Raw genomic sequence first — 20053 nt, 5'->3', positions numbered from 1 at the left:
ATGGCGGGAATGATCAAGGTAAATGGCTGAACATGACATTGTTTTGTTGATTTTATATTTCTAATATGAGGTAAAAATCAACAGAATACAGGTAAAAAAGTATGACAGCTGCGCTGAATGGACTAAAAATACTGGATTTCTCAACCTTGCTGCCTGGCCCCTTCGCCACCTTGTATCTTGCGGATATGGGCGCGGACGTGGTGCATGTTGAATCACCAGCCCGCCCGGATCTGATCCGTTTGCTGCCGCCGTATGCGCATGGTCAGGCGACTGCACACAGTTATTTAAATCGGAATAAGCAGTCCATTGCACTGGATTTAAAAAATCCGCAAAGTATTGCGCTGATCAGACAGAAAATTTCAGAATTTGATATTGTGGTGGAGCAGTTTCGTCCGGGAGTTATGCAGCGTCTGGGGCTGGATTATGCAACACTGGCTGAAATCAATCCGCGTTTAATTTATTGTTCCATCACCGGTTATGGACAGACGGGCAGTTACAGCGATAAAGCCGGGCATGACATTAACTACATGGCATTGTCCGGCATTGCAGGGCACAGCGGACGTCAGGTCAGTGGACCGCCGCCGCTGGGGATTCAGGTGGCGGATGTTGCCGGTGGCTCCCTGCATGCAGTGATTGCCATTCTGGCGGCAGTGATTGAGCGTCAGGTCAGTGGTCTGGGGCAGTCTATTGATATTGCCATGACCGATTGTGTGGTGCCCATGAATACCATGGCGGCTGCGGCAGTACTGGCCGGTGGTCAGCCCCAGTATGCAGAGCAGGCACATCTGAATGGCGGCACTTTTTATGATTATTATGAAACTGAGGACAGTCATTATTTATCGATAGGCAGCCTTGAACCTCAGTTTATGTCAGGACTGGCAGCCGCGCTGGAGCTGCCTCTGCTGCTGGAAAAAGGGGCTTCACTGCATGCTGAGGACCGAAAAGCTGTGAAGCAGGCAATTCGTGAGAAAATAAAAACCCGCTCACTGACTGCATGGCAGCAGATTTTTGCAGGGCTGGATGTCTGTGTGGAACCGGTGCTGCAACTGGATGAAGCCCTGTATTCCACCCTGGCAAAAGAAAGACAGTGGGTGGTGGATGTACCTCTGGCGGTGCGTGCTGAAAATGATGCTGAAACAATGGAGCCACAACTGGCTTGTCCGATTAAATTTTCACGGTCTGAAATGCAGTATGGACATACCGGTCAGCAACTGGGCGCCGGGACGTGGTAACCTGATTGTGGAATACGGGCCAGCGACGTGCAGGACAGAGAAAGTGAAGTACTGGAAATGGATTTAATACAGTCAAATGGACAGCCCCGTTATGGGCGTTTTACCGAATTGCCCACAGCCATCAGCGTGGAGCGCTGTATTTACAGGACCGCTTACGGTAAAACCCTGAGTGGATGGCGTAAAAAGCTGAGATATAAAAAATTTAAATTTTGCAGCATTCAGCACGAACATTTCAGCATTGGCGTTGCCATGGCTGATATTGGCTGGGCAGGGCATGGATTTATTTATATTTATGACCATCAGACGGGTCAGGCGGTGGAATGGCGTACCAGTACATTGCCCGGACGGAATACCGTGGTGGATGAACAGCCGTTAAGCAGCCATAGCCATTTTAACTGTGCTTCTTTTCAGATAGAGATGCGGCATGCCAATGATGTGCGTTATATTCGGGTCAGACAGCGTGGCCAGGAAATCCTGAACGTCCGGATTTTCTGTGCCGGTACAGCGCCATTGAGTCTGAGCAGTCCCAATGGCATTAATGGCTGGACCTATACACAGAAACTTACCACCCTGGCTGTAGAAGGTTGTTTTATGGGCCGGCAGGGCAGGCGTATTGAATTGAATGAGCTGAGCTTTGCCATGCTGGATGACAGCTGTGGTTTCCTGCGTCCGGAAACTGCATGGTTCTGGCTTTCGGCCAGTTTTCGGGATGTGCAGGGAAACCGGATTGGTCTGAATCTGGCCTCAGGGGTCAATGAAAGTTTTGGCAATGAAAATGGTGTATGGGTCAATGGCGTGCTGTATCCTGTTGCAGATGTTCTGTTTGAACAACAGGATGAACAGTGCTGGCAGATCCGCAGCCTGGACGGGCAATTGACGCTTTCGGTCCAGACAGGGTGGTGCAGTCAGGAGAATCTGAATCTGTATGTGGTTGGAAGCCGGTTCAGTCAATGGCAGGCCAGCATCAGTGGACAGATTCAGGTCGGGGGACTGGAAATCATCCGGCCCGATCGGGCCCACGCTCTACTGGAACAACATTATGCAAAATGGTAATGCTGTTCCATTTTGAGTTTTATACCTGCTGTATGGCTGTGCTGAGTTTTACAGAGCCGCCTGCCAGAAGGCATCGCCTGCCGCAATCGGATCATTTGTTTTTTTCAGGGTTTCCAGCCAGGTGTCATACTGGCGGATAACAGGATGCTGTGAGGGATGAAAATCCCTCTTGAACCAGTCCAGGTATTGACCTTTCATAACAGATAACGTGCCATGTTTGCCGAAGAACCACGGCAGGCCCCGGTAGATCAGGCCTATACGTTGCCATGTTGTAAAACCATCATATTTCAGCATGATATTGGTGCGGTACAGGGTCAGGCTAAAAAGCATCAGGGATATAAAAATCAGAGCAAATCTGCGCAGAAGCTCCGGAACTTCCCCGACCTGTTGCATGACATCAAAAGTGACATCACGGTGTTCCATTTCTTCAATGGCATGCCATGCAAATAAGGCACGAACATAAGGATGGGCGTCCTGCAAAGTGGTTTTATGCCGATAAAAGCTTTCAGCCATCAGTGCGGTCAGGTGTTCAGTCGCCGCAGTCATGGCAATATTGTATTGAGCAGAGCGCTTGTTGAGTTCAAATTGTAGAATCTTTTTGATCATGGCTACAAACTGATCGACAGGCATGCCCTGATCTTTCATCATTTGATTCATTTTGTCATGGGCAATGCCATGCTGGGCTTCCTGCCGAATAAAGGCCCTGACCTTTTGCTGTAACTCAGGATCGGTAATTTTATGCCTGAACAGCCGGACACTTTCAATAAAATAGCGCTCACCTTCAGGAAAGGCCAGGCTTAAGGCATCGAACATGCGTGTCCGGAATGGATCACCGCCAAACCAGAAACGCGGGACTTCATCCAGCCTGAAATCCAGCTGGGTACGAATCACAGGATCAACCTGATATTTGACAGATACATTCATTTTATTTTACGGATCTGGTTTTTGATGCTTTCAGTATGGGTGAGCTTTACAAAATTGTTTTGACAGATATCGCCATTTTTTATACATTTTACGACAAATTGAAAATATACCATGTCACTTAAACCTGTCATGGTAGCCTGGCGTGCAGCGCGCGTAGTGTGTAGGGTAGTGTGATGGTCATGCAGGATTTACAGGTCCCCAATGGTTATTTTCATCTGTGGCAAATCTATTTGTCTGCACGGGGTGCAGATGAGCGGACACTTGATTTGTCAGACCATGAAAAAGTTCAATTGCAATATATCCTCTCGCTGCCCATCAATGCTCAGGTGCCGTATTCATTTTTTGCCAGGGTGATTGAAAAAACCCGGCAGGCCCTGAGTTGTCCCCAGCTGGTTTTTGAGATGGCAGAATATGTCAGACCGGAGCATCTGGGTGTGCTTGGTTATATGGCTTCACTGAGTCATACCGTGGCAGAAGGTCTGCAGCACATTTTGCGTTTTAGTCGGTTGCTGATTGATGGCGATGATATTCTTGCTCCGGTACAGATGGTGCATCAGGGGCGGTATATTTATTTAAGCTGGGCATTGGTCGATGACAAATACAGCCTGCTTCATGAGTTGAGTATTGCATTATTGGTGAATCTGGCCCGACACACGCTTTTTCCGCTTCACCTGGCATTGCATGGGGTGCATTTTGCCCATTCGCCACAAATGGCCGTTTTTCATTATCAGAAATTTTATGGCTGTGACGTATTATTCAACCAGCCTCAGCATGGTATCGTGTTCAATGCGGAGAGTCTGAATTTAATTTCACAGCAGGCAGATCCTGCTCTGATGCAGCTATTGGTCAAACAGGCAGAAGAAGCACTTGCCTCCAGACCCGGTTTTGCGACCATTGTTCAGCGTTTACAGCTGATTGTTGCCGAATATTTAAGGGTGCGTAAACAGGCACCGAAAATTGAACAGATTGCCCGGGAACTGAATATTTCAGTCAGGACGCTGCAAAGACAATTGGGTGATGCAGACACATCATTCAGGGAAGTGCTGGAACAGGAACGGATGCAGCGTTGTGAACAGTTACTGCATCAGTCGCTGAGTCTGACTGAAATTGCCATGCAACTGGGTTATTCTGATCAGTCAGCGCTTGCACGGGCCCATAAGGCATATAACGGGCAGACGCTGTTACAGCGGAAACAGCTACAGAAAAGAAAACAGCAATCCGAATAGGTACAGCGTATCCCGGAAACAGTTTTCAGTAATAGGGGCTGCTGTGTTGCTGACCGTTGTTTATTCGGTTTTATCGGTCGGGTCAGAAAAACAGGAAGTTTTGATCATTGTCCGCTCACGCAAAATAGCGCTAAATAGGGCACTCAGGCCGTTGTCTGAATCCGGAATATGGGATGTCGGTCTTTGATGGGGGCATGTGTGCTGTTCAATGGATAAAAAATAGCGTTACAATGCAGTCTCTTGTCTTGTGAACCCAAGCCGTTTCACATTTTAATCATTCAGGAATGTACCATTCATGTCACGTTTAGCCACCCGATTTGCACAGCTTCAATCACAACAGCGCAAGGCGCTGGTGTCCTATGTCATGGCAGGGGATCCCCTGCCACAGGTGACTGTACCGCTGCTGCATCGAATGGTCGAAGCCGGTGTGGATGTGCTCGAGCTTGGGTTGCCATTTTCCGATCCGATGGCAGATGGTCCGGTGATTGCGCTGGCCGCAGAGCGGGCGCTGGCCGCAGGCACCAATACACTGGATGCACTGAATATGGTGAAACAGTTCCGTCAGCAGGACAGCACCACACCTGTGGTATTGATGGGTTACTTAAATCCGGTGGAAGTGATTGGCTATGAAAAGTTTGTCACCCTGGCCAGTGAAAGCGGTGTGGATGGTGTATTGCTGGTGGATTTACCGCCTGAGGAAGCACAGGATCTGGGCGAAATATTGAAAAAACATGAGATGGACCAGATTTTCCTGCTTGCACCGACCACAACGGATGCCCGGATTCAGCATGTGGTTCAGCAGGCCAGTGGTTTTATTTATTATGTCTCGCTCAAGGGCGTGACCGGTGCAGCCAGCCTGGATACCTCAGAAGTGGCCGCACGTATTCAGAAGATTAAATCATTTACAGATATTCCTGTAGGGGTTGGGTTTGGCATCAGTGATGCCGCTTCTGCCAGGGCAGTCGGCCGTGTTGCAGATGCGGTGATTGTCGGCAGTGCTTTTGTGAAACCCTTTGCAGAGCAGACACCGGAACAGGCGGTGGAACTTACAGTCAATAAAGTCAGGGAGCTTCGGGCTGCGCTCGATGAATCAGTATGAATCAGGAAGTGAAAGCAGGAAAAATACTCAGTGCATCGGCGCCGTGGACAGATCGTTCCATTCCGGGCATTCGTGTACCGGATCAGCAGCAGACGCTCAAGGCAACCTTTACCGAACCCACCATTGAATGCCCTGAATGTCATGCGCTGGTGACACGCACTGCAATGTCCTTTAATGCCTATGTCTGTCCGCAGTGTGATGAACATCTGAAAATGAAGGCCCGTGATCGTTTAAACTGGTTCTTTGACCAGGTGACGGCAGAGCTGGGGCAGGAATTTGTGGCAAAGGACCCACTGCGTTTTGTTGACAGTCGGCCGTATCCTGAGCGCATGAAGGAAGCTCAGCAAAAAACCAGTGAAACTGAGGCACTTGTGGTGATGGAGGGTCAGTTAAAAGGACTGCCTATGGTCGCCTGTGCCTTTGAGTTTGATTTTATGGGGGGTTCCATGGGCACAGTGGTCGGAGACCGCTTTGTCCAGGCCGCTGAAAAAGCCATTGCAACCCGGGAGCCGCTGATCTGTTTTGCTGCTTCAGGCGGCGCCCGGATGCAGGAAGGCATGCTGTCCCTGATGCAGATGGCGCGAACTTCAGCAGCCATTCAGCGCTTGAAGGATGCCGGACTTCCCTACATCGTGGTGCTGACGCATCCGGTTTATGGTGGGGTTACCGCATCACTGGCCATGCTGGGAGATGTGCAGATTGCAGAACCGAAAGCCATGATTGGCTTTGCCGGTAAACGGGTCATTGAACAGACCGTGCGTGAAAAACTGGATGAGCCGTTTCAGCGTGCAGAATTCCTGCTTGAACATGGCGTCATCGATCAGATTGTTCATCGTCATGCCTTACGTGATACAGTATACCGTATTGTTGCTAAACTGATGAATTTGCCTTGAATCCAGCCGCACCTTCAGCGACCGATGATTTACAGACATGGCTCAACTACTGGGGCCATGTTCACGTTACGGGTATTGATCTTGGCCTGGACAGGGTAATTCCTGTTGCTGAGCGACTGGGGGTGACAGCGCCGGCTGCAAAAGTGCTGACTGTAGCAGGCACCAATGGCAAGGGATCCACCACCACCGCACTGGCCGCCATCTTAAATGCTCAGGGCTATAAAGTCGGTTTGTATCAGTCTCCGCATATTTATCAATTCAATGAGCGCATCACACTGGCGGGCCAGCCGGCAGATGATCAGATGCTGATCAAGGCATTTGTTTTGGTCGATCAGGCTCGCCGGGACTGTGGTTTAAGTCTTTCCTTTTTTGAAGCCACGACGCTGGCGGCTTTTGTTATTTTCAAACAGATGCGTTGTGATGTCTGGGTCCTTGAAGTCGGTCTCGGTGGGCGTCTGGATGTGGTGAATGTCATTGCCCCTGATGTTGCAGTCATTACCAATATTGGCCTGGATCATACAGAGTGGCTGGGGGACAGCATTGAACAGATTGCATATCAAAAGGCCGGAATTATCCGTCCGGGAATTCCGGTCATTTTCGGTGGACTACAGGCCTTGCCACAGGCCATACAGGAAAAGGCGGATGGTTGTCAGGCCCGGCTTTATGTTGTAAATCGGGATTATTTTTATGCAGATGCCGGAGATGGGCTGAGCTGGAATTTTGCCAGTCCGGGAACGACCATGCGGTTGCCGCTGGGGGCGCTGGCCCTGGAAAATATCTCGACTGCGGTGGCAGCAATACTGGTCAGCGGGCTGATGGTTTCCCGGCAAGCCATGGTACAGGGGATTCAGGCTGCCCGCTTACAGGGCCGTTTTGAAATCTGTAAAATTGCCGATAAAACCGTTGTACTGGACGCAGGGCATAACCCGCATGGTGTAGAATTTTTGTTAAAGCAATTGCGAAAATTGCTGGAATACAATAAACAGTACACAGAAGTCGTTGCTGTTTTTTCCATGCTGGCAGATAAAGATATGAAAACCGTTGTCAAATTGTTGAAAAACACTGTATTAATGTGGAAAATTGCACCGCTGGCTGTACCCCGTGCAGCTTCGCTGGCACAATTGCAGTCCGCATTGCAGGGGGAAACAGTACAACCGTTTCAGAATGTGCAGGCCGCATTTCAATCCGCGCTTGAGGAATTAAAAAATAATCAGCTGATTCTGGTGTGTGGTTCATTTCACACCCTGGAAGCGGTCTGGGAGTATCTGGAAGAATGTCAATGAATAACAGGCAACGCTGGCTGGGAAGTGTTGTTTTATTGAGTGGTGGTGTTTTACTGGCGGCATTGCTTCTCAAAGGCCGGGAAGAAATACATGACATGCAGCAGGCACAGAACCCACCGGTAAAACAGGCTCAGCAGCAGAATAAGGCTCCAGCCGGTGAAGCGGTGCAATTGCAGCCTCTGACTGTGGATGTTGCAACAGAAAAACGTCTGCTTGAAGAGCAAAAACGTTCCCGTGAAAGGGCAGTGGCTGAGCAGGAAGCAAAAACGGCAGAATTTCTGAGGATGCAGCAACAGGCTGAAGCAGATGCAGCGCGTAAGGCAGCTGAGGAATACGCTGCAATGAATGCCCGGCGTGGTGGCGCGCAGGAAAGTTCTGATAATATTCCGCCGGAACTGGTTCAGGATGAAAAAGCAAAAGTACAGCAAAAATCGCCTGAACAGCAGAAATCGCCGCAGCAAAAGCAGGACATACAGAAGCAGGATCAGCTGAAACAGGACCAGCAAAAGGCAGACGCTGAACAAAAACTGGCAGAGCAGAAACGTCAGCGTGCTGAGGCTGAAAAGAAAGCAGCCGAAGATAAACGCAGAACTGAGGAAGCGGCGAAGAAAAAAGCTGCTGATCAGGCTGCCGCAGATAAAGCCGCTGCTGATAAGAAAAAAGCGGATGCAGATAAAGCTGCAGCAGAAGCCCGAAAAGCAGAAGAGACTAAAAAAGCAGAAGAGGCAGAACGTAAGGCTGCTGAAGATAAAAAACGCAAAGCTCAGGATGAAGCCCGTAAAAAGGCTGAAGCAGATAAGGCACGTGAACTGCTGGAAGGTGGTGACCGTGGCAATAAACAGTGGATGGTTCAGGTGGCGCTGGCTGCAAACGAGGCTAATGCAGATGCGCTGGCGTCAAAACTGCGCGCCAAAGGCTATAAGGTAACCAGAAGCCCGACATCCAAAGGGATCCGTATTATGGTTGGGCCTGCGAAGGATCGGGATACTGCAGATGCCACCCGTAAAAAAATTAATACGGATGAAAGCCTGGGGATGAAATCTGCCTGGGTCATCGACTGGACACCACTGGAGCAGCGTTAATCTGCAACGAAGTTTTCGGTTGCTGATTTCAGGATTGTAAATTTCAGGATTCTGATTTTAAAACGCCTGTTTTAAGATGTTCAGGATGGATTCGCCAGGTGCTGGCGAATCCATCGTATATTTTCAGGACGGAATAATTTTTCAATATTGATCCAGACCGGATGAAAACCGTAGCCACCCTGTTTCATTTCAGCCAGTGCGTCGTCCACTGACCAGTGCTCAAAAATAATTCGATACATGGCAATGCCGGCACCGGTACGGTCCGAGCCGTGGTAGCAGTGAATCAGTACTTTCTGCTGATGCTGTCGGGCGGTCTGAATGGCTTGCATGACCTGCAACAGATCATTCCGATTCATTGCCCAGGTGTGAATCGGGATATGCACCAACTGGAATTGCTGTTGATCCAGCAGTAATAACCGGTCCTGATCACGGCTGCGTAAATTAATGATGGTCTGAATGCCATACTGATTTAATTGTGGAATGAGTGCGGTGTCCGGCTGTTCACTGCGGTAAACCGTCTCACTGATTTTATAAAAATTGTGTGATCGGCTGATGGGCTGACCCCACTGCTGTGGCCGTTGAAGGTCCGGCAGGGCCGGCGTGGTGATACAGCCTGTCAGCTGGACTGAACAGCAGCCAATCAACAACAGTACATAAATGCTTTTCTTCATGACCGGATTTTAAATATATTTTCCTATTTTAAACATATTTTCCCGGATCATAGGGAGTATGTGCAGACGTCTGGCAACGCTATACGCTATTTATTTAACTGGCAGAAGCGATGATTTCCGTAAATCTGATTTGTGGGAATGCTGAGGATAAAGGTATCGTAAGACCGGTAAGCGATGGTTCCATGTCATATTTTAAATTATGTTTTGAAATGTAAAACCAGAACGTTCAGTTGCCCTGTTTTTGGGGAAAATCGGCGGCGTTGAACAGACGGTTTAAAAAATGGTCGATAAAAAGCCCATCAGCTGATGAGCGTCAGCTCAGATCATCTGTGATTTCCGTCTTCAGGTTTTATCCGGTTGTGGAGTCAGACGCAGATAAGGCTTAACCGCCGTATATCCTTTGGGGAAACGCTGTTTCAGTTCAGCCTCATCCTTGATGGATGGGACAATCACTACATCCTGGCCCTGTTCCCAGTTGGCCGGTGTGGCCACTTTATAATTGTCTGTGAGTTGCAGTGAATCAATCACCCGCAATACCTCATTGAAATTACGGCCTGTGGACGCTGGATAGGTAATGATTAATCGCACCTTTTTATGTGGATCGATAATCACAAGGGAACGTACAGTCACCGTTTCACTGGCGTTTGGGTGAATAAAATCATACAGCGTGGAAACTTTTCTGTTCTGGTCTGCAATGATTGGGAAGTTCACCGTGGTGTGCTGGGTTTCATTGATATCGCTGATCCAGCCCTGGTGTGATTCCACATCATCCACAGATAATGCAATGGCTTTGACCCCCCGTCGTGTAAACTCATCCTGCAGTTTTGCGGTGTACCCCAATTCTGTGGTGCATACCGGTGTATAGTCAGCAGGATGTGAAAACAGAATGCCCCAGTTGTCTCCCAGGAAATCATAAAAGCGCAGTGTGCCCTGACTTGATTCCTGTTCAAAATCCGGTGCGGTATCGCCTAAACGTAATGTCATGATGTCTGATCTCAGAATTGATGATGGTCAATGGCTCGTCGCTCACACTATTACGCAAATTATTTATAATGAAAAATAGTGTTTTTATATTTTCTTATCTGTTATTTGACTATAGGACTGCTTTAAAAGCGGATTTTTTCAGTATTCCTCTGAATCTGCTATGTGTGTCCTGCTTAAATTTGCTACATTAATGCGCCCCGGATGACTTATTGCTGGAGCCGGCTGCCACAATTTTTTATCTGGTTTTGTGTAAAAGCCTTGTACTTCGAATTTCCGGCAGCATAATAACGTCTGGGAAAAATTTATTTTGACAAGCAAGTTTTAGAGAGTCTATATGTTGGCAAGTCTGATCGGAGGAATCTTCGGTACAAAAAACGAGCGTGAACTGAAACGCATGCGTAAAATTGTCGATAAGATCAATGCGCTCGAGCCGACGATATCAGCCTTAAGTGATGCAGACTTATCTGCAAAAACCGAAGAATTCAAACAACGATATAAAAATGGCGAAAGTCTGGATGCCCTGTTAGCTGATGCATTTGCAGTATGTCGTGAAGCGGCGAAGCGTGTCATGGGGATGCGTCATTATGATGTTCAGCTGATCGGTGGTATTACCCTGCATGAAGGCAAAATTGCTGAAATGCGTACCGGTGAGGGTAAAACCCTGATGGGAACGCTGGCGGTTTACTTAAATGCCATCAGTGGTCAGGGCGTACACGTGATTACCGTGAATGACTATCTGGCACAGCGTGATGCTGAATTAAACCGCCCTTTATATGAGTTTCTGGGGTTGACGATTGGGGTGATTTATTCCATGCAGTCACCGATGGAAAAATCCGAGGCCTATCGTTCAGATATTACCTATGGGACCAACAACGAATTCGGTTTTGACTATCTGCGGGACAATATGGTGTTCTCCATGGCGGAGAAAAAACAGCGCGGTCTGAACTATGCGATTATCGATGAGGTCGATTCAATCCTGATTGATGAAGCACGGACGCCGTTGATCATTTCCGGCCAGAGTGAGGATTCATCACAGCTATACGCCGCAATCAACAGCATTCCGCCTAAGCTTCATCCACAAAAAGAAGAAAAAGTCGCAGATGGCGGACACTTCTGGATTGATGAAAAACAGCGCTCCGTGGAAATGACCGAAGTCGGTTATGAAGCAGTGGAACATGAACTGATTCAGATGGGGCTGCTGGCAGAGGGTGAAAGTCTCTATTCTGCAACCAATCTGAATCTGGTGCATCATGTCACAGCGGCCATTCGGGCACATTTCCTGTATCAGCGTAATGTGCACTACATTGTTCATGACGGTGAAGTGATTATTGTCGATGAAAATACCGGTCGGACCATGCCGGGGCGTCGCTGGTCAGAAGGCTTGCATCAGGCAGTGGAGGCAAAGGAAGGACTGGATATTCAGCCTGAAAACCAGACACTCGCCACCACGACATTCCAGAACTATTTCCGTTTATATAAAAAGCTTTCCGGTATGACCGGTACTGCAGATACTGAAGCTGCGGAAATGAAAGAAATTTATGGCCTGGATGTGGTGATTATTCCAACGCACAGACCCATGATCCGTGAAGACCTGAATGATCTGATTTATCTGAATCGCAATGGTAAATATAACGCCATTATTCAGGAAATTAAAAAAATTCATGAGTCCGGTGTGGCACCGATTCTGATTGGTACAGCAACCATTGAGGCCAGTGAAATTCTGTCAGATAAACTCAGGGATGCCGGCATCAGCCACGAAGTACTGAATGCCAAACAGCATGAACGTGAGGCGGACATTATTGCGCAGGCGGGTTCGCCGAACGCGGTGACCATTGCCACCAACATGGCAGGTCGGGGGACCGACATCCTGCTGGGGGGGAACTGGAAAGCACGGCTGGCAAAAATTGAAAACCCGACTGCTGAAGATGAAGCACGTCTGCGGGCGGAATGGGAAAGACACAATGAAATGGTGCTGAGCTCGGGTGGTCTGCACATCATCGGTTCTGAACGCCATGAATCACGCCGTATTGACAACCAGTTGCGTGGTCGTTCCGGTCGTCAGGGAGATCCGGGTGTGTCCCGTTTTTTCCTGTCTCTTGAAGATGACCTGATGCGTATTTTTGCCGGTGACCGGGTGGTGGCCATGATGCGGGCAATGGGCTTGCAGGAAGATGAAGCGATTGAACATAAAATGGTTTCCCGCTCCATTGAAAACGCACAGCGCAAGGTTGAAGCCCGTAACTTTGATATCCGTAAGAACCTGCTGAAATATGATGATGTCAATAATGAGCAGCGTAAGATCATCTATTCACAGCGTGATGAGGTGCTGCAGGAGCACACACTTCAGGAATACATCGAAGAAATGCATCGTGAAGTGATGAAAGGAGTGATTGCCAATTATATTCCACCTGAATCCATTCATGATCAGTGGGATATCAACGGTCTCGAAAATGCCCTGCAGGTCGATCTGGGGATTAGCCTGCCGGTCAGCCAGTGGCTGGAGGAAGACCGCCGTCTGGATGAAGAAGCCCTGACTGAACGTATCAGCGATGAAATCGTTGCACGCTACCGTCAGCGCCGTGAACAGATGGGTGATGAATCTGCTTCCACACTAGAGCGCCACTTCATGCTCGGTTCACTGGACCGTCACTGGAAAGACCATCTGGCAGCCATGGATTATTTGCGTCAGGGTATTCATTTGCGCGGTTATGCCCAGAAGAACCCGGAACAGGAATATAAAAAGGAAGCCTTTAACCTGTTCATTAACATGCTTGGTGTGATTAAATCTGATGTCGTGACTGATCTGTCCCGTGTACATATTCCTACACCTGAAGAGCTGGCCGAAATGGAGGCACAGCAACATGCGCAGGCAGACGCAATGCAGTTGTCCTTTGCGCATGATGAAGTGGATGGGTTGACCGGTGAGGTGACTGCCGGGGAAGTGCTGAATGAAGAAAAGCCCTTTCCGAATGGCAGAATCGTCGCACCTGAAAGCCGCAATGCGCCCTGCCCATGTGGTTCAGGTCTGAAATACAAACAGTGTCATGGTAAAATCTAAACCGGACATACAGAACAGCAGAACTTTTGTTCTGCTTTTTTTCTGAGATTTATACAACTTGTGAATAAGCATTGCAGAATGGGCCGGTAAATGGTATTTACTTGCACATGCGATATGTGATCAGGACACACAATGAAAAAATTATTAAAACCTTTATTTGTATTTATGCTGGTTTTGCCGACGCTGGTATTTGCAGAAGCGACCGCGCCACAGAAAACCACGGTTGCAAAAGTGCAGGCAGCGACTGGTGTTGCGGCTGCACAGACTGAAGTAAAACATGAGTCCACCACAGTGATCAGCCCGCGTACCGGCATTCGGTATACCTTGGGAAATACCGGTGGTCGTCCCATCATTTTAAAAACAGCCGGCATTGCTGCGGTGACACCTGCTACGGTTAACCGTGTGGTGGCATCCAACCCGGCGTTGTCAGCTGTCAGCCAGGAAAAAGTCAAACAGGCATTACTGGGTGACACGGTAGCTGCAGAGACTGCACAGTCTCAGTAATATCATCCGGAATCAAAAAAATGGTTCGTCAGTCAGGATCTTATCCGGCTGGATGGTTTGTGAGTGCAGGGAACGCATTTGATTGTATATTGGCTTTCTATATTCACTCGATTTCCGGCATGATTTCTAATAAGCTGTGCATTCCTATTTTAAGGCTGGTGTTTTAAATGGCTGTTGGTGACGTGACAATGCCACATATGCATGTGGTGCAAGGGGTGAAAATTGGTTCGGCTGAGGCATATGTCCGTTATCCGAATCGACGGGATCTGGTCATTTTTGAACTCGCAGAAGGCTCACATGTTGCCGGTGTGTTTACCCAGAGTGCCTTTGCTGCAGCCCCTGTCATTTTGTCAAAACAGCATCTGGCAGAAAACGCTGCCCGTTATCTCATTATTAATACCGGCAATGCCAATGCTGCAACGGGGGAAACCGGTTTAATCAATGCCGGGGCCATCTGTGCAGCGCTGGCTCAACTGGCCGGTGTAAAAGAAAATCAGATTTTACCCTTTTCAACGGGTGTCATTGGCGAACAGCTTCCTGTTGAACGCGTACTGCAGGGTATACAACCGGCCCTCGACCAGCTTAAGCATGATGGCTGGGTGGAAGCGGCCACCGGGATCATGACGACGGATACCACGCCCAAAGGTGCTTCTGAGCAGTTTGAGCTGGATGGTGTGACCTACAGTATGACCGGCATTTCCAAAGGTGCCGGTATGGTCCGCCCCAACATGGCGACCATGCTGAGCTTTGTGGCAACAGATGCGCCATTGAGTCATGCATTGGTTCAGAAATTACTGGCCAGCACGGTTGAACACTCATTTAACCGGATTACCATAGATGGCGATACATCGACAAACGATTCATGTGTTTTTGCTGCGACCGGTCAGGCCGGCGGTCAGCCAGTCAGCACTGAAGATGACCACCGTTATGCGAAGATACAGAATGTATTGGCCCGCATAATGAACCGTCTGGCACAGCTGATTGTTCGTGATGGTGAAGGTGCAACCAAATTTATTACCGTGGCAGTTGAAGGGGGTGAAAACACCCAGGAATGCTGTGATGTTGCATACAGTATTGCCCAGTCACCTTTAATCAAAACCGCAGTTTTTGCCTCGGATCCGAACTGGGGGCGCATTGTCATGGCCATTGGTAAAGCCGGTGTGCCACAGCTGGATCACAGCAGGGTCCAGGTCTGGCTGGATGAGGTACAGATCTGTCGGGATGGCGGTGCGGCAGAGGATTATACAGAAGAGGCCGGAGCCCGGGTCATGGCTCAGCCGGAAATGACCATTCGGGTCGATCTGGGACGGGGTGAGGCAAAAGATACAGTATATACCTGTGATTTTTCTTATGATTATGTCAGGATTAATGCTGATTACCGGTCATAATTCCGCTGCCCGGAAAGCATCTGCTGAGAGATGTTCCCCTATATGGCAGTGCCGGATATGAATGAGATAAAACATGGGCCACATGCCAGCGCCAGCAATACAGCAAGCGAAAAGATCAGAGAACACCGATTATGAATGATGCGACCAATTTAATTGCCAATGAAGCAAAGTCGGTTGTCACAGCACATCTGGACCGTCTGGGGGAGCCGAAGGACAACACGCTGAGCCCTGAGGAAAAACAGCAGAAATTTGCACAGATTCAGGCTGAATTAAAACAGCGGAATGCGGTACTTGTTGCACATTATTACTGTGATCCGGATGTTCAGGAACTGGCAGAGGCAACAGGAGGATGTGTGTCTGATTCACTGGAAATGGCACGTTTCGGGCGGGACCATGCTGCATCCACACTGGTGGTGGCAGGTGTGAAATTCATGGGAGAAACCGCTAAAATCCTTTCCCCTGAAAAAACCATTCTCATGCCGACGCTGGAAGCAACCTGCTCACTGGATCTGGGCTGCCCGGTGGATGAGTTCACCCGCTTTTGTGATGCTCATCCTGAACATACCGTGGTGGTGTATGCCAATACATCTGCGGCAGTCAAGGCGCGTGCAGACTGGGTGGTGACCTCCAGCTGCGCTGTGGAAATTATTGAACATCTTGATGGCCTGGGTGAAAAAATCATCTGGGCGCCGGACCAGCACCTGGGACGATATATTCAGAAAAAAACCGGCGCAGATATGCTGTTATGGGATGGATCATGCATTGTGCATGAAGAGTTTCGTTCCCGTGGTATCAGCCAGATGAAAGCACTGTACCCGGATGCAGCGGTGCTTGTACATCCGGAGTCTCCGGAGTCGGTGATTGATATTGCAGATGCTGTCGGCAGCACTTCCCAGTTAATTAAAGCCGCTCAGACATTGCCGCATAAGACTTTGATTGTGGCAACGGACCGGGGGATTTTTTATAAGATGCAGCAGGCTGTGCCGGATAAAAAACTCATTGAAGCACCAACAGCCGGTGAGGGAGCAACCTGTCGCTCATGTGCACATTGTCCGTGGATGGCCATGAATGAACTGGATGGCATTCTGCAGGTTCTGCAAAAAGCTGACCAGCAGATATTTGTCGATGCAGCCCTTGCAGAACGGGCAAAATTACCGCTGGATCGGATGCTGAATTTCAGTGCAGCACTGAAGCGTTAAGGGCAATATGAAAGCGTCTGAAATGCCTGATAAATATACATATGGCCTGTTTTTTCCACTTTTTTTAACGATAGGTGTTGACGTCTATGGGCGTCACGCCTAGAATGCACTCCGTACCGCACAATGTGCGATACAATGAAGCTGAGACGAATCGGAGTATGGCGCAGCCTGGTAGCGCATCTGGTTTGGGACCAGAGGGTCGTAGGTTCGAATCCTACTGCTCCGACCAATTCTTCAAGGCAAAGGTATCGCGTGATATTGATTATCATCGGTTACGCGCCTGTAGCTCAGTTGGATAGAGCATCCGCCTTCTAAGCGGATGGTCACAGGTTCGAATCCTGTCAGGCGCGCCATTTCATGGTAGCTTGATCTTGCCGAACCCAAATTTATGACGGTGGATGTAGCTCAGTTGGTAGAGCCCCGGATTGTGATTCCGGTTGTCGCGGGTTCGAATCCCGTCATTCACCCCACACCCCGACTTTTATTTAAAAGTTGACCCCGGAGTATGGCGCAGCCTGGTAGCGCATCTGGTTTGGGACCAGAGGGTCGTAGGTTCGAATCCTACTGCTCCGACCAATTAAAATTCAGTATCATTTCAATCATCCGCTGCTCAGCGGTTTTTTTATGCCTGAATCAGGCTCTTCCGACGCCAAAGGCCTCAGAAAGAGGCCGGTCATATATGTTGCATCTGTTCATTGATGATTACGGAATAATCACGATGGAAACACGACGATTGGCTGCCCGGTGCTCCTTTGTGTCATTTTCCAGAATCGGTTGCTCAGCCCCTTTGCCGATCACATATACATTCTGTGAACTGAATCCATTGGCCAGAAACAGATTTGCAACACTCTGCGCGCGCTGTCTGGACAATTTCAGATTGTAATCTGCACTGCCGATATTATCGGTATGCCCGACAATTTTAACTCTGTTTAAATTGTAGCCATGCAATTGTGTGGCCAGACGGGTAATTTTGTCTTCCTGTCCCGGTGCAATGTTCGCTTCATTGAAGCCGAACAGCAAACGTTCCGGAAGACCCAGACTCCACCCTTCCTCGGTCAGTACAAAACCTTCCTTTTTCAGAATGCGGACCTGTTTATGGCTCAGCGAACCCAGGCTCAGGCATGCCGATAATGCAATGCACAGTGCACTGGAAAGCAGTACTTTTATTGCTTGATTGAACATTTTTTACCCCGGGAGATTATGAGTGGTAAATATACCAGTGGTGTTGTAAGGATTTGGCCTTATACATGGCCTGATCAGCCTGTGAGATCAGATCCTCAGGATTGGCCGCCTGACTTGACAGAGAGATACCAAGGCTGAAACTGAAGTAAATCGCCTGATTTTTATACATCAGCGGCTCATCAGAGCATTTAACTAAATTTTCAGCAATGGAGATCAAATGCTCTGATTTATCAATATGTTGTAGAATAATGGCAAATTCATCTCCGCTGAGACGTGCAACAAAATCCCCCTGTCGGATATTGTTCTTTAGACGGTAAGCCATTTCTTTCAGTACGGCATCACCGACCAGGTGTCCATATTGGTCATTGATGGCCTTAAAGTTGTTATTGTCGATAAAAATCAGTGCAGATTGATGACGTTGTCTGGAATCTTCAAATATATTGCATAAAATCTGGTAAAAATAATTGCGATTGGGCAACTGCGTCAGATGATCATGCTGGACCTGATGAGAAAGTTGATGGTTTTCATTCTGCAGATGCGTATGCCAGGACTGTATTTCTTCCAGTAACTGATTAAATACAGAATTGAGGTTATGAAATTCCTTGATGTCATTTTCAGGAAAGCGCAAATTGTAGGCTTTCTGGCTGCTGAGCAATTGGGCAATCTGTGTGATCGGTGAGATGGATTGCATAATATGACGATAAGTTGAATTCACCGACCACCATAAAGCAAAAATCATAAAGAGCATGCCGATTCCAAGACCAACAAAAATTTTGATCATAAAAATAAGTATTTCATTGGAACTGCCATATAAAACAACTCTACCAACCTTTTTTTCACGGTGCAGTACCTGCAGATTAATGGCATCCTTCAAAAAAATATGATCAAACAAATTTTGCAGATATGAATAATGCTCAACGCTTTTTACACTTTGTGCGAGCAGCGTGCCTTCATCGTCATATACCTGGATCAGGCGGATGGAATGCTGATGGGTGTATTCGGTTAAAATCTGGGATAATGCAAACTTATCCTTAAAAACCAGTGCGGGTTGAATACGCTCTGAAACGGTGCGGCTGATCAGCAATAAATTCTGTTTTGCATAAGATTCGATGGTAAACACCGATATGGATGCAAAGGTAAAGGTACAGATAAAGAAAGTAATGGCAAAAATCGTAAACTGGGATTTGCGGAACAACACCTGCAGGGATGTGGATTTATATAATTTATCCATCATTGTCATTACTCCTGCTCCGAATTTCTGGCCAGAAGCAGGACACGGGGGTCAACATGCACCTTGCTGCGTGTAAGGCTGTCCAGGTTGACTTTAAACAGAGTATTGTCACTTTTTGATGAATACAGGCAAAACGAACTGCCAATTTCACATTCAGCGTTATTGGTACTGAAGGATAAAATGGACTTATTCTGGGATGTATTCAACAGTTTTTGTTCAGATATGGGTGTGCTGTTGGTAAAAAAAACAGCGTCGCAGTGTGTTTTTCTCAGATCGGCATTCTGAATGGGATTTATTGCAAAGGGGTATTTATTCTGCCGGGTAAGATAACTGAATTGAGTGGCCGTTGGTTGGTTGCCCGCAATACATAATACGGGATTGGGTGTGTTCCATTGAACATAGCTGAGAATGGACAGCGTCGTCATGTAAATATTATGAGATGAATTGGCTGAGGAGAAAGTACTGATCGACAGTAATATTCCCAGACATAAAAGCCTTTTGTTGATTAAAAAATCAGCCATTTTAATAATAACAGTTCATAAATGTTGTTGATGAAGACTAGTTTAATAAAAAACCGTGCAGATAGACAGTTTAAGTTTTAAATAGCACATTGATGGTTGTTCGATCTATTTCGGGGGAATACGCCGAAAAAAACAGCGTTTGGTATGCGGTGTTAAAAAAAAGAGTTGCGAGTTGGGGATATTGGCCTATAATGCGAATCCTGAGTTGGTGTTATTGTATAAAACATCTTATAAATCAGATGCTTGATTTGGTCACTGGGATTCCTGAAGGAATTTTATGTGCTGAACCTGCTGAAGATTGAACAGATAAAAAGATGACAGCATATATTGACTTTCTGCAGATAGCGAGTAATATAGCCGACCTGTCCTGATGCTGCTGAGGCATTGGGTTGATCATTAAGAGCTTATGAAGAACAACTTGTGTGGATTTTCACTGATTGATTGATCGAAATATTATCATTGATTGATTGGTTTAAATTACTCGAAGTTTATTTGAGAGAATTTGTCAGTAATTGATGAGCCG

Annotated in this window: 17 protein-coding genes and 4 tRNA genes; 15 read left to right on the top strand and 6 right to left on the bottom strand. The window is 47.8% G+C overall.

What is annotated here, in order from left to right:
- The first annotated feature begins 101 nt into the window (after window positions 1–101).
- Complete coding sequence (locus ACT6PV_RS12495; protein ID WP_445116649.1) at window positions 102–1232, top strand: CaiB/BaiF CoA transferase family protein; 1131 nt, start codon at window positions 102–104, stop codon at window positions 1230–1232.
- A 57-nt stretch (window positions 1233–1289) separates the two neighbouring features.
- A complete protein-coding gene (locus tag ACT6PV_RS12490; RefSeq protein WP_445117111.1) occupies window positions 1290–2285 on the top strand; it encodes a DUF2804 domain-containing protein in 996 nt (331 codons plus the stop codon).
- A 48-nt stretch (window positions 2286–2333) separates the two neighbouring features.
- On the opposite strand, the gene ACT6PV_RS12485 is transcribed toward ACT6PV_RS12490, so the two are convergent.
- Window positions 2334–3209 (bottom strand): metal-dependent hydrolase, encoded by an 876-nt coding sequence (locus ACT6PV_RS12485; RefSeq protein WP_445116648.1) that lies wholly within the window; start codon window positions 3207–3209, stop codon window positions 2334–2336.
- A gap of 179 nt (window positions 3210–3388) precedes the next feature.
- On the opposite strand from ACT6PV_RS12485, the gene ACT6PV_RS12480 reads away from it, so the two are divergent.
- The 5 genes from ACT6PV_RS12480 to ACT6PV_RS12460 all read left to right on the top strand — a co-directional run bounded on the left by ACT6PV_RS12480 (window position 3389) and on the right by ACT6PV_RS12460 (window position 8792).
- Window positions 3389–4435, top strand: a complete 1047-nt coding sequence (locus ACT6PV_RS12480) for an AraC family transcriptional regulator ligand-binding domain-containing protein (RefSeq protein ID WP_445117110.1) — start codon at window positions 3389–3391, stop codon at window positions 4433–4435.
- 295 nt (window positions 4436–4730) lie between these two features.
- Complete coding sequence (trpA, locus tag ACT6PV_RS12475; protein ID WP_445116647.1) at window positions 4731–5534, top strand: tryptophan synthase subunit alpha; 804 nt, start codon at window positions 4731–4733, stop codon at window positions 5532–5534.
- Window positions 5531–6427, top strand: coding sequence for an acetyl-CoA carboxylase, carboxyltransferase subunit beta (gene accD / locus ACT6PV_RS12470; protein WP_445116646.1), 897 nt, complete (start codon window positions 5531–5533; stop codon window positions 6425–6427). Before trpA ends, accD begins: the two co-directional genes overlap by 4 nt.
- Entirely contained in the window at window positions 6424–7710 is a 1287-nt protein-coding gene (gene folC, locus ACT6PV_RS12465; RefSeq protein WP_445116645.1) for a bifunctional tetrahydrofolate synthase/dihydrofolate synthase, read from the top strand. The genes accD and folC overlap by 4 nt, the downstream gene beginning before the upstream one ends.
- Window positions 7701–8792 carry an SPOR domain-containing protein gene (locus tag ACT6PV_RS12460; protein ID WP_445116644.1) on the top strand — a complete coding sequence of 364 codons (1092 nt, stop codon included), beginning with the start codon at window positions 7701–7703 and terminating at the stop codon, window positions 8790–8792. The genes folC and ACT6PV_RS12460 overlap by 10 nt, the downstream gene beginning before the upstream one ends.
- A gap of 80 nt (window positions 8793–8872) precedes the next feature.
- On the opposite strand, the gene ACT6PV_RS12455 is transcribed toward ACT6PV_RS12460, so the two are convergent.
- Window positions 8873–9463 carry a dual specificity protein phosphatase family protein gene (locus ACT6PV_RS12455; RefSeq protein ID WP_445116643.1) on the bottom strand — a complete coding sequence of 197 codons (591 nt, stop codon included), beginning with the start codon at window positions 9461–9463 and terminating at the stop codon, window positions 8873–8875.
- A gap of 342 nt (window positions 9464–9805) precedes the next feature.
- A complete protein-coding gene (locus tag ACT6PV_RS12450; protein WP_445116642.1) occupies window positions 9806–10447 on the bottom strand; it encodes a peroxiredoxin in 642 nt (213 codons plus the stop codon).
- A 334-nt stretch (window positions 10448–10781) separates the two neighbouring features.
- Here ACT6PV_RS12450 and secA point away from each other — a divergent pair, with 334 nt between their 5' ends.
- From secA to ACT6PV_RS12410, 8 genes are all read left to right on the top strand, one after another.
- A complete protein-coding gene (gene secA, locus ACT6PV_RS12445) occupies window positions 10782–13505 on the top strand; it encodes a preprotein translocase subunit SecA (protein ID WP_445116641.1) in 2724 nt (907 codons plus the stop codon).
- Between the two features lie 132 nt (window positions 13506–13637).
- Entirely contained in the window at window positions 13638–14009 is a 372-nt protein-coding gene (locus ACT6PV_RS12440; RefSeq protein ID WP_445116640.1) for a hypothetical protein, read from the top strand.
- A 167-nt stretch (window positions 14010–14176) separates the two neighbouring features.
- On the top strand, window positions 14177–15397 hold the full coding sequence (argJ, locus tag ACT6PV_RS12435; RefSeq protein ID WP_445116639.1) for a bifunctional glutamate N-acetyltransferase/amino-acid acetyltransferase ArgJ: 1221 nt from the start codon (window positions 14177–14179) through the stop codon (window positions 15395–15397).
- A 131-nt stretch (window positions 15398–15528) separates the two neighbouring features.
- Window positions 15529–16596, top strand: a complete 1068-nt coding sequence (nadA, locus tag ACT6PV_RS12430; RefSeq protein ID WP_445116638.1) for a quinolinate synthase NadA — start codon at window positions 15529–15531, stop codon at window positions 16594–16596.
- Window positions 16597–16748: 152 nt separating this feature from the next.
- A tRNA-Pro gene (locus ACT6PV_RS12425) sits at window positions 16749–16825 on the top strand.
- A 47-nt stretch (window positions 16826–16872) separates the two neighbouring features.
- Window positions 16873–16949, top strand: a tRNA-Arg gene (locus ACT6PV_RS12420).
- Between the two features lie 41 nt (window positions 16950–16990).
- Window positions 16991–17066: transfer RNA gene (locus ACT6PV_RS12415), tRNA-His, on the top strand.
- Window positions 17067–17095: 29 nt separating this feature from the next.
- A tRNA-Pro gene (locus ACT6PV_RS12410) sits at window positions 17096–17172 on the top strand.
- 126 nt (window positions 17173–17298) lie between these two features.
- On the opposite strand, the gene ACT6PV_RS12405 is transcribed toward ACT6PV_RS12410, so the two are convergent.
- The 3 genes from ACT6PV_RS12405 to ACT6PV_RS12395 are packed head-to-tail and all read right to left on the bottom strand — an operon-like array spanning window position 17299 to window position 19434.
- Window positions 17299–17778, bottom strand: a complete 480-nt coding sequence (locus ACT6PV_RS12405) for an OmpA family protein (RefSeq protein ID WP_445116637.1) — start codon at window positions 17776–17778, stop codon at window positions 17299–17301.
- 16 nt (window positions 17779–17794) lie between these two features.
- Entirely contained in the window at window positions 17795–19012 is a 1218-nt protein-coding gene (locus ACT6PV_RS12400) for a sensor domain-containing diguanylate cyclase (RefSeq protein ID WP_445116636.1), read from the bottom strand.
- A 5-nt stretch (window positions 19013–19017) separates the two neighbouring features.
- Window positions 19018–19434, bottom strand: a complete 417-nt coding sequence (locus ACT6PV_RS12395) for a YfiR family protein (RefSeq protein ID WP_445116635.1) — start codon at window positions 19432–19434, stop codon at window positions 19018–19020.
- Between the last annotated feature and the right edge of the window lie 619 nt (window positions 19435–20053).

It is taken from the genome of Acinetobacter sp. WZC-1, assembly GCF_052544965.1.
The sequence above is the reverse complement of the archived record's forward strand: the minus strand, read 5'-3'. Positions and strand labels throughout refer to the sequence as shown.

Bases quoted from the DNA above. Each gene is read 5' to 3' on its own strand.
- ACT6PV_RS12480 (WP_445117110.1), top strand. From the start codon at position 3,389: ATGCAGGATTTACAGGTCCCCAATGGTTATTTTCATCTGTGGCAAATC.
- ACT6PV_RS12400 (WP_445116636.1), bottom strand. From the start codon at position 19,012: ATGATGGATAAATTATATAAATCCACATCCCTGCAGGTGTTGTTCCGC.
- accD (WP_445116646.1), top strand. From the start codon at position 5,531: ATGAATCAGGAAGTGAAAGCAGGAAAAATACTCAGTGCATCGGCGCCG.
- trpA (WP_445116647.1), top strand. From the start codon at position 4,731: ATGTCACGTTTAGCCACCCGATTTGCACAGCTTCAATCACAACAGCGC.
- secA (WP_445116641.1), top strand. From the start codon at position 10,782: ATGTTGGCAAGTCTGATCGGAGGAATCTTCGGTACAAAAAACGAGCGT.
- ACT6PV_RS12450 (WP_445116642.1), bottom strand. From the start codon at position 10,447: ATGACATTACGTTTAGGCGATACCGCACCGGATTTTGAACAGGAATCA.
- ACT6PV_RS12395 (WP_445116635.1), bottom strand. From the start codon at position 19,434: ATGACGACGCTGTCCATTCTCAGCTATGTTCAATGGAACACACCCAAT.
- ACT6PV_RS12460 (WP_445116644.1), top strand. From the start codon at position 7,701: ATGTCAATGAATAACAGGCAACGCTGGCTGGGAAGTGTTGTTTTATTG.
- ACT6PV_RS12495 (WP_445116649.1), top strand. From the start codon at position 102: ATGACAGCTGCGCTGAATGGACTAAAAATACTGGATTTCTCAACCTTG.
- argJ (WP_445116639.1), top strand. From the start codon at position 14,177: ATGGCTGTTGGTGACGTGACAATGCCACATATGCATGTGGTGCAAGGG.
- nadA (WP_445116638.1), top strand. From the start codon at position 15,529: ATGAATGATGCGACCAATTTAATTGCCAATGAAGCAAAGTCGGTTGTC.
- ACT6PV_RS12440 (WP_445116640.1), top strand. From the start codon at position 13,638: ATGAAAAAATTATTAAAACCTTTATTTGTATTTATGCTGGTTTTGCCG.
- ACT6PV_RS12485 (WP_445116648.1), bottom strand. From the start codon at position 3,209: ATGAATGTATCTGTCAAATATCAGGTTGATCCTGTGATTCGTACCCAG.
- ACT6PV_RS12455 (WP_445116643.1), bottom strand. From the start codon at position 9,463: ATGAAGAAAAGCATTTATGTACTGTTGTTGATTGGCTGCTGTTCAGTC.
- ACT6PV_RS12490 (WP_445117111.1), top strand. From the start codon at position 1,290: ATGGATTTAATACAGTCAAATGGACAGCCCCGTTATGGGCGTTTTACC.
- ACT6PV_RS12405 (WP_445116637.1), bottom strand. From the start codon at position 17,778: ATGTTCAATCAAGCAATAAAAGTACTGCTTTCCAGTGCACTGTGCATT.